General features: G+C 64.2%; 15 protein-coding genes. 11 read left to right on the top strand and 4 right to left on the bottom strand.

What is annotated here, in order from left to right:
- Positions 1–17 precede the first annotated feature (17 nt).
- Positions 18–1,190: an ABC transporter substrate-binding protein gene (locus CSC67_RS12050; RefSeq protein WP_118994781.1), complete on the top strand. Its 1,173-nt coding sequence runs from the start codon at positions 18–20 to the stop codon at positions 1,188–1,190.
- Between the two features lie 42 nt (positions 1,191–1,232).
- Positions 1,233–1,637: an acyl-CoA thioesterase gene (locus tag CSC67_RS12045; protein WP_118994780.1), complete on the top strand. Its 405-nt coding sequence runs from the start codon at positions 1,233–1,235 to the stop codon at positions 1,635–1,637.
- A gap of 93 nt (positions 1,638–1,730) precedes the next feature.
- Here CSC67_RS12045 and CSC67_RS12040 read toward each other — a convergent pair whose 3' ends face one another.
- Positions 1,731–2,660: an amidohydrolase family protein gene (locus CSC67_RS12040; protein ID WP_118994779.1), complete on the bottom strand. Its 930-nt coding sequence runs from the start codon at positions 2,658–2,660 to the stop codon at positions 1,731–1,733.
- Positions 2,661–2,862: 202 nt separating this feature from the next.
- On the opposite strand from CSC67_RS12040, the gene CSC67_RS12035 reads away from it, so the two are divergent.
- A complete protein-coding gene (locus CSC67_RS12035) occupies positions 2,863–3,381 on the top strand; it encodes a MarR family winged helix-turn-helix transcriptional regulator (RefSeq protein ID WP_118994778.1) in 519 nt (172 codons plus the stop codon).
- A 98-nt stretch (positions 3,382–3,479) separates the two neighbouring features.
- On the opposite strand, the gene CSC67_RS12030 is transcribed toward CSC67_RS12035, so the two are convergent.
- The gene (locus CSC67_RS12030; protein ID WP_118994777.1) at positions 3,480–3,833 is read right to left on the bottom strand and encodes a winged helix-turn-helix domain-containing protein; all 354 of its coding nucleotides are present in this window, start codon (positions 3,831–3,833) and stop codon (positions 3,480–3,482) included.
- The gene (locus tag CSC67_RS12025; protein WP_118994776.1) at positions 3,830–5,101 is read right to left on the bottom strand and encodes a LysR family transcriptional regulator; all 1,272 of its coding nucleotides are present in this window, start codon (positions 5,099–5,101) and stop codon (positions 3,830–3,832) included. The genes CSC67_RS12030 and CSC67_RS12025 overlap by 4 nt, the downstream gene beginning before the upstream one ends.
- 137 nt (positions 5,102–5,238) lie before the next feature.
- On the opposite strand from CSC67_RS12025, the gene CSC67_RS12020 reads away from it, so the two are divergent.
- Genes CSC67_RS12020 through CSC67_RS11990 form a run of 7 tightly spaced genes read left to right on the top strand, consistent with a single transcriptional unit; the run spans position 5,239 to position 11,457 of the window.
- The gene (locus CSC67_RS12020) at positions 5,239–5,907 is read left to right on the top strand and encodes a cysteine hydrolase family protein (RefSeq protein ID WP_118994775.1); all 669 of its coding nucleotides are present in this window, start codon (positions 5,239–5,241) and stop codon (positions 5,905–5,907) included.
- Positions 5,908–5,941: 34 nt separating this feature from the next.
- On the top strand, positions 5,942–7,180 hold the full coding sequence (locus tag CSC67_RS12015; RefSeq protein WP_118994774.1) for an ABC transporter substrate-binding protein: 1,239 nt from the start codon (positions 5,942–5,944) through the stop codon (positions 7,178–7,180).
- Positions 7,177–8,073: an alpha/beta hydrolase gene (locus tag CSC67_RS12010; RefSeq protein WP_118994773.1), complete on the top strand. Its 897-nt coding sequence runs from the start codon at positions 7,177–7,179 to the stop codon at positions 8,071–8,073. Before CSC67_RS12015 ends, CSC67_RS12010 begins: the two co-directional genes overlap by 4 nt.
- 13 nt (positions 8,074–8,086) lie before the next feature.
- Positions 8,087–8,962: a branched-chain amino acid ABC transporter permease gene (locus tag CSC67_RS12005; protein ID WP_118994772.1), complete on the top strand. Its 876-nt coding sequence runs from the start codon at positions 8,087–8,089 to the stop codon at positions 8,960–8,962.
- The gene (locus tag CSC67_RS12000; RefSeq protein WP_118994771.1) at positions 8,959–9,948 is read left to right on the top strand and encodes a branched-chain amino acid ABC transporter permease; all 990 of its coding nucleotides are present in this window, start codon (positions 8,959–8,961) and stop codon (positions 9,946–9,948) included. The genes CSC67_RS12005 and CSC67_RS12000 overlap by 4 nt, the downstream gene beginning before the upstream one ends.
- The gene (locus CSC67_RS11995; protein ID WP_245220215.1) at positions 9,945–10,763 is read left to right on the top strand and encodes an ABC transporter ATP-binding protein; all 819 of its coding nucleotides are present in this window, start codon (positions 9,945–9,947) and stop codon (positions 10,761–10,763) included. Before CSC67_RS12000 ends, CSC67_RS11995 begins: the two co-directional genes overlap by 4 nt.
- Positions 10,756–11,457 carry an ABC transporter ATP-binding protein gene (locus CSC67_RS11990; RefSeq protein ID WP_118994770.1) on the top strand — a complete coding sequence of 234 codons (702 nt, stop codon included), beginning with the start codon at positions 10,756–10,758 and terminating at the stop codon, positions 11,455–11,457. The genes CSC67_RS11995 and CSC67_RS11990 overlap by 8 nt, the downstream gene beginning before the upstream one ends.
- On the opposite strand, the gene CSC67_RS11985 is transcribed toward CSC67_RS11990, so the two are convergent.
- Entirely contained in the window at positions 11,438–12,361 is a 924-nt protein-coding gene (locus CSC67_RS11985; protein ID WP_118994769.1) for a LysR family transcriptional regulator, read from the bottom strand. The genes CSC67_RS11990 and CSC67_RS11985 overlap by 20 nt on opposite strands.
- A 233-nt stretch (positions 12,362–12,594) precedes the next feature.
- Between CSC67_RS11985 and CSC67_RS11980 the strand changes: the two genes are divergently transcribed.
- The gene (locus tag CSC67_RS11980) at positions 12,595–13,704 is read left to right on the top strand and encodes an aromatic ring-hydroxylating dioxygenase subunit alpha (protein WP_118994768.1); all 1,110 of its coding nucleotides are present in this window, start codon (positions 12,595–12,597) and stop codon (positions 13,702–13,704) included.
- The last annotated feature ends 56 nt before the right edge of the window (positions 13,705–13,760 follow it).

The raw sequence follows: 13,760 nt of genomic DNA, 5'->3' as shown, positions 1-13,760 counted from the left end.
TTCCCCAGGAGACAAACATGAAATGCAAAATGCTTATCGCGGGCTTGACGAGCTCGCTCGCGCTGCTGGCTTCGCCGGCCAGCGCCGACATCAAGATCGGCTTCAGCGGCCCCTTGTCCGGGCCGGGCGCCGCCCTTGGGCAAGACCAGTACGACGGCCTCATGCTGGCTATCGACCAGCATGGCGGCAAGCTGGGCGGCCAGGCCGTGACCGTCATCAAGGAAGACGACCAGGTCAAGCCCGAAACAGGGGTGCAGATTGCGCGCAAGCTGATCGAACGCGACCATGTCGATGCCATTGTGGGCATGGGCTACACCAATGTGCTCATGGCCCAGCTTCCGCAAATCGTCGAATCGGGCGTGGTGGCCATTTCCACCAACTCCGGGGCCCGCGCCATATCCGGAGACGGGTGCAAGCCCAATATTTTCGCCGCCGCCTGGCAAAGCGACGGGCCCGCCGAATCCATGGGCGTGTATGCGCAAAAGAAGGGCTATGGCAAGGTGTTCCTGATGGCGCCCAACTATCAGGCCGGCAAGGAAATGCTCGAAGGCTTCAAACGCTACTTCAAGGGCGAGGTGGTCGAAGAGCTGTACACCCAGTTGGGCCAGACCGACTACTCGGCCGAAATCGTCCAGCTGCAAACCTCGGGCGCCGATGCCTTGTTCGTGTTCTATCCGGGCGGCATGGGCATCAATTTCGTCAAGCAGATGCGCCAGGCCGGAATGCTGGGCAAGCTGCCCGTGCTGTCGGTGTTCACGGTGGACGGCACCACCTTGCCGGCGCTCAAGAACCTGGCCGAAGGCGTCATCGCCGGCGCCATGTGGAGCGCGGGATACGACAGCCCCGAGAACAATGCATTCGTCAAGGCGTTCAAGGAAAAATACAATCGCGCTCCCAGCATGTACGCGGCTGCGGCTTACGATGCGGGCAACCTGCTGGACATTGCAGTCGGCAAGTTGAACGGCGACGTCTCCGACAAGAAGGCGTTCGCGCAGGCGGTCAAAGCGGCGGGCGACGAGCTCAAGTCGGTGCGGGGGCCGTTCAAGTTCAATAACAACCACATGCCCATCCAGAACTACTATGCCTTCGAAGCGGTCAAGGGCGAGGGCGACGATGTGGTGCTAAAGAAGATCGACACCCCGCTCGAAATGCATAAAGACGTCTATCACGAGCAGTGCTCGATGTCGTAAAAGGCTATCATCAGACCTTTTGCATTGCGGAGCATGGCGACAATGAGCCTGTTTGAACGTAGCCTTACCGTGGAGTGGGGCGATTGCGACGATGCCGGCATCGTCTTTTACCCCACTTTCTTTTACTGGTACGACAGCACTTATCAAGGGCTTTGCCGCAGCCGGGGCCTTAGCCAGCGCATCATCCGCTCGCGCTTCAATGCGGTGACGCCGCTGGTCGATGCCGGCAGCGTGTTCCGCTCTCCCGTCACCTACGACGACGTCATCACCGTCGAAGCCGACATCGTCGAGTGGGCCGAGCGCCGCTTCAAGGTGGGCTATACCGTGAAATGCGGCGACCGGCTCGTGGCCACGGGCCACGAACTGCGCGCCTGGGCCGAACTCGTCGGCGAAGGCCGCCTGAAGGGCGCCGCCGTTCCAGACGAGTTCAAGGCTTGTTTTTCCTGAGCCCATCGCCGCATGGCAACGACAAGCCCCGGTCACGGCCGGGGCTTATACGCAGGCATGCGCTGCATGCCTGGATGAACGCCGCTACCCGCTCTAGCAGCAGCCGTCGCCCGCCGGGGGCTGCAGGCGCACGTAGCGGCCGTAGACCGGGTCTTTGTCCAGCCCCAGCAGCCGGATGGCATTGTCGCGCAGGATCAGCGGCTTCACCTCGTCGCGGATGCCGATCTTGTCGAAGTCTTCCAGCCAGCGGTCGGGCGTGATGACCGGGAAGTCTGACCCGAACAGCATCTTGTCCTTCAGGACGGTGTTGGCGTACTGGATGAGAATGGGCGGGAAATACTTGGGCGACCAGCCCGACAGATCGATATAGACCTGGGGCTTGTGCGTGGCCACCGCCAGGGCGTTCTCTTGCCAGGGAAACGATGGGTGGGCGATGACGATGGGCATGTCGGGAAAGTCCACCGCCACGTCGTCCAGGAACATGGGATCGGAATACTTCAGGCGCACGCCGCCGCCGCCGCGCATGCGCGCGCCCACGCCCGTCTGGCCGCTGTGGAAAATGGCCGGAAGACCCGCTTCGGCGATGACCTCGTACAGATCATAGGCGCGGCGCTCGTTGGGGTAGAACTCCTGCTGCGAGGGGTGGAACTTGAAGCCCCGGATGCCGAAGTCCTTGATCAGGCGGCGGGCCTCGCGCGCGCCCATCTTGCCGCGCAGCGGGTCGATGCTGGCAAAGGGAATCAGCACGTCCCGATGCTGGGCGGCCTCTTCGGCCACTTCTTCGTTCGAGATGCGCACCTGGCCGTTGGCCCTCTCGGTGTCCACCGTGAAGATCACGGCCATCATATTGCGCTCGCGGTAATAGTCGGCGGTTTCGGCAATGGTCGGCCGCGGCATTTTCTCTTTGAAATAGGCCGCCATGGCGGCATCGAAGGCGATGGCGACTTCGTCGGGCGCGTTGCGCGTGGAAACAGTGGCGTGGGTGTGGATGTCGATGGCCACTACCTGATTAAGGCCGGTCATGGGTGTCCTTGGAAGATTCGTGTTGCATGGGCTTGCGCGGAGATGCGCGCTTGTCCATCAGGGCCGATACTAATATATTGTTAGGCTGGTTAACAGTTATAAAGATCATATTATCTCGGATGGCTGCCTTCCATCGGTGCTAACCCTGGCCTGGGGCCCGGATTCGACGGAGGATTGCCGCGTACTTCCAGTGGCGCTATCGATGAACACATACCATTCCGCCGGCGCGGCCGGCGACCTTCCACAACCGCTCGCCTCCGGCGAGCGCGACGCGCACTCGGGCCGGGGCAAGGAAGACGATATCGATCTGTTGCGCGATTCCCTGGCTTACGAGATCAAGAAGGCCCAGGTGCGGTCGTACGAAGTGCTGTTCGAACTCTTCGGCCCCGATGCGCTGTCGCCAGCCCGCATGACGGCCCTGTGCATCATCGGCACCCAGCCCGGCATCAACCAGTCGGCCTTGGCCGACGCCTTGCGCGTCAACCGGGCCAGCGTAGTGAAGGTCATCGACGCCCTGGAATCGGTGGGCTACGTGGAGCGCCAAAGCATACCCGACGACCGGCGCAGCTACGCGCTGGCGGTTACCTCCGAAGGGCATGCCGAACTGCGCCGGCTGACGGCGCTGTCGCGCCGCTACGAAGACATCATCGCGGCGCAGCTTACCGGCCGCGAACGCGCGACGCTGATCAAGCTGCTGGGCAAGGTCGCCGCGGACAAATGAGTCGACAGCGTCCCTGTGGAACATCAACGGCACGCCGGCGCTCGCCTCAACTTAAACGGCCTGCGCTGCAAGCGCCCGAAAATAGTATCTCTGTCAGGTCAGCGGGCGATTAATGCGGTGAGCGCGTCGATGTCGGACTGTGCCGATTGGGCTGCGATGGCTTCGATGTTGCGGTAATGCCGTATCAGCGCCTGCCCCGTTTCGGTCAGCCGGCTGCCGCCGCCCGACGCACCGCCTTCGGACGATGTGACGGCCGGCTGCTTCAAAGCGTTATTGGTGTCGTTGACCAATAGCCAGGCCCGCCTGTAGGACATCTTCAAGTGCCTGGCGGCGGCGGAAATCGAGCCGGTACGGTCGATGGCCTCGAGCAGCGTGATCCGGCCGGGGCCGATGGCGATCGTGCCGTCGCGATAGATGCGCATGCGAAACTGGACTTGGGGGGTGTGGGTCATAGTGAAAGCTCGAGCTCCGTTAGGGGCACTTCGGGTATGGATGTGATGGCGCGCACTTCGGCGAGCAGCAATTGCGCGCCGGGAGAGGGCCGGTCGTCGGTGCGCCGCAGCAGGCCCACTTGCCGGGCCGTTTCTGGCAGGGCCAGCGGAAGCTGGCAAAGCATGCCGGACGAGAATTCGCGCCGATACTGATGCGGCGATACGAGCGAGAGCATATCGCTTTCCAGCAAGACTTCGCGGATGATGGAAAGGTCTGTCGTTTCGAGCGTGATCTGCGGCTGGCCGATGCCCCGGCTGCTGAACAGGGTCTCGAACAGGCTGCGCGTGGGCGTTCCGGCATGGGGCAGCGCCCATTCGTGCGCCAGCGTGTCGGCCAGCGAAACGCCCGCCCGGGCACAAAGCGGGTGGCCGGCGCGGCATACGACGGCCATCATGTCGTTCAGCAGCGGCTCGCGGCTCAGGCCCTTGCAGTGCTGGGGCGGCCGCAGGGCGCCCAGCACGAAGTCGATCTCGCCGGCGCGCAGGGCATTCACCTGCACTTCGAACGCGCCCTCCATGGTCGAGACCTTGAGCTGGGGATGTTTGCGCAGCAGCCGGGTGATGGCCACCGGAAGCACGTAGCTGCGGCCCAACGACAGCACGCCGACGCGCACCTCGCCTTGCTTCAGCCCGCGAATGGCGGCAACCTCGTCCGCGGCGATGCGGATCTCGTTCAGGGCCAGCTTGAGCTGCCAGATGACCGTTTCGCCCGCCTGGGTGGGATAAAGGCCGCGAACGCCGCGCTCGAACAGCGTGGCGCCGATTTCCTGCTCGATGTCGCGCAGCATCAGGCTCACCGCCGGCTGGGAAATGCCCAGCGCCTCGGCCGCGGCGCCCATGTGACGCCGCCGCGACAGCTCGATGAGCGCCTTGAGGCGGCGTTCGTTCATGTGCAGGCTGTACAGCCCGCTGCGCCGGGCGTCGCGGGACAGCACGGCCACGTCGCGGTAGGCGGTGTCCATGTAGGCGAAGGCGCGCTCGACGCGGCGCAGCAGCACCTGGCCGAACCGCGTCGGCAGCATGCCGTGCACCGAGCGCTCGAACAGCGGAGCGCCAAGTTCGCTTTCGAGCTGGAGCACGGCCCGCGTCACTGCCGACTGCGCGCGGCACAGCGCGGCGCTGGCCTGCGAGACGCTGCCATGCAGGCACACCGCATGAAACGCCCGCAAGTGGCGGGTCGACACGGACGGCGCGGCGGGCTCGGCGGGACGGGTGACGGGCAGGTGCATATAAGTTTTTTCGATAGTGAATGAGGCGATTTTCGTCTATTCAGAGGGGTTTTTCCACCCTAGACTAAAAAAAACTGGCCCTATGCCGAAGGGCCCGCCGCACTAGACCGATCAACTTTACGGATGTGCCGATTGCCATGACCACATCGCAGCTCATGCCCAGCCACGTCGTCGAGCGTGTCATGCAAAAACGGGGGCGCATGCGCATTTTCGACCGCTTCGAACCCAGCCGCACGGCCCTCGTCGTGATCGACATGCAGCGATTCTATGTCGAGGGCTTGCCGCCCGCCAGCCGCATCATTCCCGTCATCAATCGTCTAGCCCAGGGCTTCCGGGCCAAGGGCGCCAGCGTGGCCTGGGTCAGCATGACGGCCGGGGAGGACGGCAAGAGCCTCTGGCCTCTGTACCACGACTATTTCTTCTCGGCCGACAACGGCGCGCGGCACCGCGACGGCCTCACGCCCGGCGACCCGGGGCATCAATTGCATCCCGGCCTGGATGTCCAGGCCGGCGACATCCAGGCCAGCAAGACCCGGTTCAGCGCGTTCTTTCCGGGCGTGTGCGATCTGCACGAGCAACTGGCCGCCCGGGGCATCGAGAACGTCGCCATAGGCGGCGTGGTCACCAACTTCTGCTGTGAAACCTCGGCGCGCGACGCCATGATGCTCGACTACAAGGTGGCCATGGTGTCCGACGCCAACGCCGCCCGCTATCCCGAAGACCATCAAGCGGGTTTCACGACGGTATTCCAGAGCTTCGGCGACGTGCTCACGTCCGACGAGATGCTCGATGAAGTGCTGCGTTAGTGTTAACGGGCCCTAGCCAAGGAGGCGACAAAAAATGAAGACATCCGGACATCTCTCTTTAGATTCCCATGCCGCACCCGGCGGGCCGCGCCCGTCCCGCCGCCGCTTCGGGGCCGCGATGGCGGCGCTTGCGGCCGGCGCCTTCCTGGCCGGCGGATCGGCCCCCTCCTGGGCCGAGGACGTCGTGCGCGTGGGCGTCATCGGCGAATTCTCCGGCGCATATGCGATATACGGGCAGCAGTCGCGCCGCGCCATCGAACTCTTCATGAAAGAGCACGGCGACAAGGCCGGGTCGACCCGTGTCGAAGTGGTCTATCGCGACACCACCGGCCTGAATCCCGAAGTTTCGCGGCGGGCCGCGCAAGAGCTGGTTACCCGCGAGCACGTGCAGTTCCTGGCGGGTTTCGGCCTGACGCCCAATGCGCTGGCGGTAGCTCCGGTAGCCACCCAGACCAAGACGCCGATGATCGTCATGAACGCCGCGGCCACGGTTTTCGTGCCGACCCGTTCCCCCTACATTGCGCGGGTGTCGCTCAGCCAGCAGCAGGTTGCCGAACCCCTGGCCGAATGGGCGGCCAAGCAGGGCATCAAGTCCGTCTATGCCATCGTGCCCGATTACGCGCCCGGCATCGACGTCGAAAAATACTTTTCCAGGGCCTTCGAGGCGGCGGGCGGCAAGATGGTGGGCTCGGTCAAGACGCCGCTGGGCGGGGTCGAGTACGCGCCCTACCTGCAGCGGGCCGCGGCGGCCGAACCCGATGCCATTTTCTTCATGAGCCCCTCCGGAGACCAGGGCCTGCAGTTCCTCAAGACCTTCCGCGGCCGCGGCATGGAAAAAGACATCAAGCTCCTGTCCACCGGCGAGCTCACCGACGAAGTCGTGCTCGACAGTCTGGGCGACGACGCCGTCGGCCTGATCACCAGCATGCATTATTCGGTGGCGCACGATTCCGACGAAAACCGCAAGTACGTCAAGGCCTGGAAGGCCGCCTACGGCCAGAACGAGCAGCCCAACTGGTACGCCACCGGCGCGTGGGACGGCATGGCCGCCATCTACTACACCATCGAAAAACTCGGCGGCAAGATAGACGGCGACAAAGCCATCGAAGCGCTCAAGAGCTTCAAGTCCGAAAGCCCGCGCGGGCCCATTTCCATCGACCAGAACCGCGACATCGTCCAGAACATGTACATCCGGCGTGTCGAGAAGGTCGATGGCAAGCTGGCCAACGTCGAGTTCGAAACCATCCCCAATGTAGGAACCACGCAAGAATGAGCACGGCGTCCGATGCACAATCGCCTGCCTGGGCCGGGCTGGATATTTCCGGCCTGGGCAACGGCTTCGAGGATTACGACATCGATGCGCGCACGCCCGACGCCGCCGGGCAGCTGGCGCGCTTCCAGCAGCTCAGCGAAGCAGCGCGGGCCCAGCCCGGCATCCAGCATACGACTGTCTCGTATGGTGCCGACCCGCTGGCCGCGGCCGACATCTTCCGGCCCATCCAAGGGCCGGTTCGCGGCACCATCGTCTTCGTGCACGGCGGCTACTGGAAGGGCAAGGGGCGTCCCAATCGGGCATTTCTGGCGCCCGCGTGGGTGAAGGCCGGCGTGCAATGGATCAATCTGGGCTACCCGGTGGTGCCCGACACGCCCCTGCCTGAAATCACCCGCCAGATCGGCGGCGCGCTGCACGCCGTCGTCAGCGGCGGGTCGCCATTCGAAATGGTCGAAGGCCCCGTCGTGCTGGCGGGCAACAGCGCGGGCGCGCATCTGGTGGCGCAGGCCCTGGTCGACGCCCTGCCGACCGAGGCGCCATGCCGTATTGCGGGCTGCATGCTGCTGAGCGGCCTGTACGACTTGCGTCCGGTGGTCGCCACGCCGGCGCAGGAGTGGCTGCGCCTCGACGCCGAGCAGGCTTTGCGGCTCAGCCCTTTGTGCCAAGCGCCTCCGCCATTGCGGGCGCCTGTCATGGTGGCCGTGGGGGCCGATGAGCCGGAGGCCTTCATTGCCCAGTCGCGCGCATACGCCAGGCACCTGCTCGGCCATGCCCACGTCGATTACCAGGAAGGCGCGGGCCTGAATCATCTGTCCATGATCGCGGCGCTCGACGGGCCCGAAGCCCGATTCGGCCGGCCCATGGCGGCCTGGCTGGGCCTGGAAGGCGCGTAAAAGGAATGGCTTCATGCTGATCAACGGCATTGCGGTATTGCTCGACGGGTTCGCCTATGGCGCCTTGCTGTTCCTGATGTCGGTCGGCCTGTCCATTACCCTGGGCCTCATGGGCTTCGTCAACCTGGCCCACATGGCCATCGCCATGCTGGGCGGCTATGCGCTCATCAGCGGCATGTCCATGCTGGGCTGGTCCTTCTTTCCCGCCCTGTTGCTGGCAATTGTCCTGACCAGCCTGTTCGGCGTGGTGCTCGAGAGGGGGCTGTTCCGTTTCGTCTACGGCGCGCCGCCCTTGGCCCAGGTGCTGCTCACGGTAGGCGCCCTCTTCATGATCGCCGCCGCCGCCACCTACATATGGGGGCCGGGCCTGCAGGCCGTCACCATTCCCGAGTTCCTCCAGGGACGCCTGCGCATCGGACCCTTCGGCTTCTCGCGCTACCGGCTTTTCCTGCTGGTGGTAGGGCTGGCCGTGCTCGTCCTGCTGCAGTTGGGCATGGTGCGCACGCGCTTCGGCGCCATGGTGCGCGCCTCGGTCGACGACCAGGATGTCGCGCGCAGCCTGGGCATTCCGGTGGACAGGGTCTTCATGGGCGCTTTTGCGGTGGGGTCGGCGCTGGCCGCCCTGGGCGGGGCGCTCAGTGTGCAGGCCATGGGGCTGGACACCAGCTTCGGGCTGAAATATCTCGTTCTGGCGCTGCTCATCGTCGTGCTGGGCGGCGCGGGCTCCATCATGGGCACCTTCCTGTCGTCCATGCTCATCGGCATCGTCATCATAGCGGGAGCCTACTACGTGCCGGCCATGGGGGCGTTCATCATCTATCTGGTCATGATCGTGGTGCTTACCTTGCGTCCGACGGGCTTGCGCAGCGTGAGAAGGAGGCATCCATGAACGGCGGGGCGGAATATCTGCGCGAACAGCGGCGCTGGCACTGGGCCGAAATCGTCTTCTGGCTTCTGGTGCCCGCCGCCTGGTTCGTATTTCCGGGCTATCTCGTGCTGGGCACCCAGATCCTCATCGCGGCCCTGTTCGCCTTGTCGCTCGACCTGGTCATGGGATACGCGGGCATCGTCACGCTGGGCCATGCGGCTTTCTTCGGCATAGGCGCTTACACGGCGGGCAAGCTGGGCCAGCAGGGGTGGACCGAGCCCTTGTCGGGCCTGTTCATCGCCGCGGCGGCAGCGGCCTTCATCGCCGCACTGACGGCGCGCCTGGTCTGCCGCGGCAACGACCTCAGCCGGCTGATGATCACCCTGGGCCTGGGCATGCTGTTCTACGAGGTGGCCAACAAGGCGGCCAGCCTCACGGGCGGCCTCGACGGCATGCTGGACATCGTCATTGCTCCGCTGTTCGGCACGTTCGAGTTCGACATGTGGGGGCGCACCGCCTATGTCTACTCGGCCGTCTGCCTGTTTCTCGGCTTCCTGCTGGCGCGGCATCTGGTGCGCCAGCCCTTCGGCCTGGCGCTGCATGCCGTGCGGCTCAACCCCGTCCGTTCCGGCGCCATCGGCATCGACAACACGCGCGCCCTGAGCCGCATTTATATTCTGTCGGCCGCCATGGCCGGCGTGGCGGGGGGCCTGCTGGCGCAAACCAATCAGTTCGTCGCCATCGACGTGCTGTCCTTCCAGCGCAGCGCCGACGTGGCGACGATGCTCATCATCGGCGGCCTGGGCCAGCTCTACGGCGGGCTGGTGGGGGCCACGGGCTTTCTGGTGGCGCAGGACTCGCTCGCCGCCGTCAATCCGGTCTACTGGCAATTCTGGCTGGGCCTGGTGCTGATCCTGGTGGTGCTGTTCGTGCGGGGCGGCGTCGTGGCCGTGGTGCGCCGGATGGCCCAGCGCCTGGGCCGCCGCATGCAACGGAGGCAGCCATGAGCCCGGCTTCAACCGCCATGCAGTCCGCCGACGCCGCAACTTCGCCGCCGGCCGCCGGCGCCTCGGCCAGGGTGGTGCTCGAGACCCGCAAGCTATGCCTCAGCTTCGGCGCCCTGCAGGTTACGCGCAATGTCGACTTCCAACTGAGGGCGGGCGAGCGCCATGCCCTGATCGGCTCCAACGGCGCCGGTAAAAGCACCCTGGTCAACTTGCTGGCCGGCGCTCTGCAGCCTCAGTCCGGCGATATCCTGCTCGAAGGCGAACGCATCAACAAGCTCGCGCCGTTCCAGCGGGTCAGGCGGGGGCTGGTCAGGACCTTTCAGATCACCGCCTTGTTCGGAGAAATGACGCCGCTGGACTCCGTGGCGCTGGCGGTGTGCCAGGCGAACGGCGCGGGCCTTTCCTTCGTGGGCGCCTCGGCCGCCCATGCCGGAGCGGTGGACGAGGCGGCCGAGATCCTGCGCACCGTGGGCCTGCTGGAGCATGCGCGCGACGAAACGCGCTTCATGGCCTATGGCCATCAGCGCTTGCTGGAGATTGCGCTGGCACTGGCCTGCCGGCCGCGCGTGCTGCTGCTCGACGAGCCCGCCGCGGGCGTGCCCATGGCCGAAAGCCGCCGCCTGTTCCAGACGCTGGCCGAGCTTCCCGACGAACTCACCATTCTGCTCATCGAGCACGACATGAAGCTGGTGTTCCAGTTCGCGTCGCGCATTTCGGTGCTGGCCGAAGGCGCGCTGCTGGCCCAGGGCACGCCGCAGGAAATCGCGCATGACGAGCGAGTGCGCCAAAGCTATCTGGGACACAGCCATGCCTGAACTCCTGACCCTGCAAGAAATCGACGCCGGCTATGGCGATGCCACCATCATCGAAGACATCTCCCTCACGATCGAAGAAGGCGCCAGCCTGGCGGTGCTGGGACGCAACGGCGTGGGCAAGACCACCTTGCTGCGCACCTTGCTGGGCGCCACCCGGCAGACAGGCGGCGTCATACGCTGGCGCGGCGATTCGCTGGCCGGCGTCGACGCCGTCCGGCGCGCCCGCATGGGCATGGGCTGGGTACCCCAGCAGCGGGGCGTGTTCAGGTCGCTGACGGTGGAAGAGAATCTGTCGGTCGTCGCGCGGCCGGGGCACTGGAACCTCGATGCCGTATGGACGCTCTTCCCCCGGCTCAAGGAGCGCAGACACCATTACGGCGACCAGCTTTCGGGCGGCGAACAACAGATGCTGGCCATCGGCCGCGCCCTCATGACCAACCCGGCTCTGCTGCTGCTGGACGAACCGCTGGAAGGCCTGGCGCCCATCGTCGCCGAAGAAGTGGCCGTGGCGGTTCAAAAAATGATAGGCCAAGGCACGGTCACCGCCATCGTGGTCGAGCAGCATCCCATCGTGGCGCTGAAGATGACCTCGCAGGCCATTGTTCTGGAGCGCGGGCGCATCTGCCACAGGGCGGCCAGCGATGAGCTCGCCGCGGACGAAGCGTTGCTGGATTCTATGTTGGGAGTGGCTTGACGGCCGCGCCTTCTTTGATTTCTTTATCGTCGAAATCACTGGCCTCCAGAGCCAGGTCGACGATGCGCAATAGCAAAGGGTCTATTTCATCGGTCGACATCGCCGTGATGAATCCCACGCGGGAGTTCATGGTGGTGTTGATGAGCTCCAGTTCGCCCGCCTGAAGTTCTTTTCTGAAGCACCGTGCCGGCAGATAGGCGCAGCCGACACCGCTGACGGCCATGGAGGCCGCCACGAGCATGCTGGTGCAGCGCAGCTGGTAGTAGCAGTAGGCATGCCCCTTCCTGAACCAGTCTTCGATCATTGCGTGGTGATAGGACTGGCGCGCCAGCCCGATCACCGGCTGCTCGGCGAGCTCTTGCGCGCTTCGCTTCGCGCCGCCCAGGCGCAGTTTGGGGCTGGCCATCCACGAGAACTCGACGCTGCCCAAAGACGTCGTGTCGAGCCCCGGCTCGGGCTCGCGGCCGGGCGCCAGAATCAGGTCCAGTGCGCCTTTCCTGAGGCTGTGCATCAGGTCCTCGGTCAGCATCTGTTCGATTTCCAGCCTGACCCGGGGATAGGACGCGGATATGGCCTCGATCAGCTTTGGCAGCCAGGTCAGGGACACCACCTCGGCCACGCCCAGCCTCACCTGTCCGGTAAAGGCCGTGGCGGACATGATCTTCTGCTTCAGCTGGGTGTTCAGCCCGAGCAGGCGGCGCGCGTACTGCATCAATTCAAGCGCCGTGGCGGTGGGCTGGGCCGACCGGTTGGAGCGGTCGAACAGTTCTACGCCGAGATGCTTTTCGAGCTCTCGTATCCTCATTGAAATGGTGGACTGGGTGACATACAGGCGATCGGCCGCGGCAGCGAAACTGCCCAGCACAACCACCCAGTAGAAGGCTTCAATCTGCTGGAACGACATAGTCAGTCACCGCCTTGATAAGGGTTCCGCATGTCAGCGAGACATCGATCTGGACCAAAAGCTCGATTTGCCCCGGCATAAACAGATCAATAATTTTGATGCTTAACCCCATAATATATCGCTTGTTGTTAATAAATCCAGCCCCTATGCTGTATTCAAACCAGAATGAATCACCGAAGCGGTCTTGGCTGAAACGGTCTTGACACGAACGAGTCCAGCAAGGAGGAAGACTAATGTCTGAGTTTGAGTACGTGAGGAACTGTTGGTATCCGATAGGCTTTTCCGAAGAATTCGAGACATCGAAGCTCAAAGGGCTGAAGATCGCCGACAAGCCGGTGGTGGTCTGGCGCACCGAAGAAGGCGAAGTGGTGGCCTTTGACGACCGGTGCTGTCACAAGCGCTTCCCATTGTCGGAGAGCAAGCTGCTCGACAACGGCAATCTGGAATGCGCCTACCACGGCCTGCAATACGACTCCAGCGGACAGTGCGTCGAGATTCCCTCGCAGGCAGACCGCCCCATTCCCAAGCAGGCTCATTTGCGCAATATCCCGGTTTGCGAGCAGGACAGAATTGTGTGGATGTGGCCGGGCGATCCGAGCGCCTGCGAGGGGATTGCGCCGCCTCGCACCCAAGAAGCGGTGGACGAGAACCTGACGGCCATGCCGCTGCCCCAGGTGGTCCATTCGCCATCGAACTATCTGCTGCTGATCGAAAACCTGCTCGACATCAGCCACTTCTATCCGCTGCATGACGGCAACATCGGCGATCGCGCCAACAGCGACATACCGGTGCAGCTCGAAGAGGGCGAGCAGGATGGCTTCAAGTATGTGCGGACGATCCGTGAAGTGGAAAACTACAAGCAGCCGCCTTATTTCCGCGAGTGGTTCCACTACGAGGTGATAGACCGGGTTCACACGCACACCATGGTGACGCCGGGGCTGACCCGGGTGGTCATGAATGTGGCGCCTCCCGGACAGCTGGGCACCGACATGGAGCGCGGCTACACGCTGCTGCATCTGCATTATCCGGTCGACAAGAGCAATCTGGTGTGGCGAATCCTGATTTCCAGCAGGAAGGGGCATACCCCCTTGAACGACACATCGCGTTCGACCACGCAGGCAATCGCCGACATGTTCCATGCCGTGGTGGCCGAGGATGAATGGGCCCTGGAGCGGCAGCAGAAAATGATGGAGTACCCCGACGAGGGCTATTCCGAACTGTTCCTGGGTTCGGACGCGGCGCTGCGGCGGGCGCGTCAGATCATGCTGAGCATGCAGCGGGCGGAACGCCAGGCCGAGCCGGCGCCCCGCCGCGTCCGGGTGGCGCAAGAAACCATCGCTTGACTGCTTCCCCGTGCAGCCACCAGGCAACTCGCTGCGGCTGCCGCCAACCATCAGTG

It is taken from the genome of Pusillimonas caeni (genome assembly GCF_003545815.1).
Lineage (GTDB): Bacteria > Pseudomonadota > Gammaproteobacteria > Burkholderiales > Burkholderiaceae_B > Pusillimonas > Pusillimonas caeni.
The sequence above is the reverse complement of the archived record's forward strand: the minus strand, read 5'-3'. Positions and strand labels throughout refer to the sequence as shown.

Excerpts from the sequence above, each read along its gene's own strand:
- CSC67_RS12050 (WP_118994781.1), top strand. The coding sequence starts at position 18 with ATGAAATGCAAAATGCTTATCGCGGGCTTGACGAGCTCGCTCGCGCTG.
- CSC67_RS12045 (WP_118994780.1), top strand. The coding sequence starts at position 1,233 with ATGAGCCTGTTTGAACGTAGCCTTACCGTGGAGTGGGGCGATTGCGAC.
- CSC67_RS12040 (WP_118994779.1), bottom strand. The coding sequence starts at position 2,660 with ATGACCGGCCTTAATCAGGTAGTGGCCATCGACATCCACACCCACGCC.
- CSC67_RS12035 (WP_118994778.1), top strand. The coding sequence starts at position 2,863 with ATGAACACATACCATTCCGCCGGCGCGGCCGGCGACCTTCCACAACCG.
- CSC67_RS12030 (WP_118994777.1), bottom strand. The coding sequence starts at position 3,833 with ATGACCCACACCCCCCAAGTCCAGTTTCGCATGCGCATCTATCGCGAC.
- CSC67_RS12025 (WP_118994776.1), bottom strand. The coding sequence starts at position 5,101 with ATGCACCTGCCCGTCACCCGTCCCGCCGAGCCCGCCGCGCCGTCCGTG.
- CSC67_RS12020 (WP_118994775.1), top strand. The coding sequence starts at position 5,239 with ATGACCACATCGCAGCTCATGCCCAGCCACGTCGTCGAGCGTGTCATG.
- CSC67_RS12015 (WP_118994774.1), top strand. The coding sequence starts at position 5,942 with ATGAAGACATCCGGACATCTCTCTTTAGATTCCCATGCCGCACCCGGC.
- CSC67_RS12010 (WP_118994773.1), top strand. The coding sequence starts at position 7,177 with ATGAGCACGGCGTCCGATGCACAATCGCCTGCCTGGGCCGGGCTGGAT.
- CSC67_RS12005 (WP_118994772.1), top strand. The coding sequence starts at position 8,087 with ATGCTGATCAACGGCATTGCGGTATTGCTCGACGGGTTCGCCTATGGC.
- CSC67_RS12000 (WP_118994771.1), top strand. The coding sequence starts at position 8,959 with ATGAACGGCGGGGCGGAATATCTGCGCGAACAGCGGCGCTGGCACTGG.
- CSC67_RS11995 (WP_245220215.1), top strand. The coding sequence starts at position 9,945 with ATGAGCCCGGCTTCAACCGCCATGCAGTCCGCCGACGCCGCAACTTCG.
- CSC67_RS11990 (WP_118994770.1), top strand. The coding sequence starts at position 10,756 with ATGCCTGAACTCCTGACCCTGCAAGAAATCGACGCCGGCTATGGCGAT.
- CSC67_RS11985 (WP_118994769.1), bottom strand. The coding sequence starts at position 12,361 with ATGTCGTTCCAGCAGATTGAAGCCTTCTACTGGGTGGTTGTGCTGGGC.
- CSC67_RS11980 (WP_118994768.1), top strand. The coding sequence starts at position 12,595 with ATGTCTGAGTTTGAGTACGTGAGGAACTGTTGGTATCCGATAGGCTTT.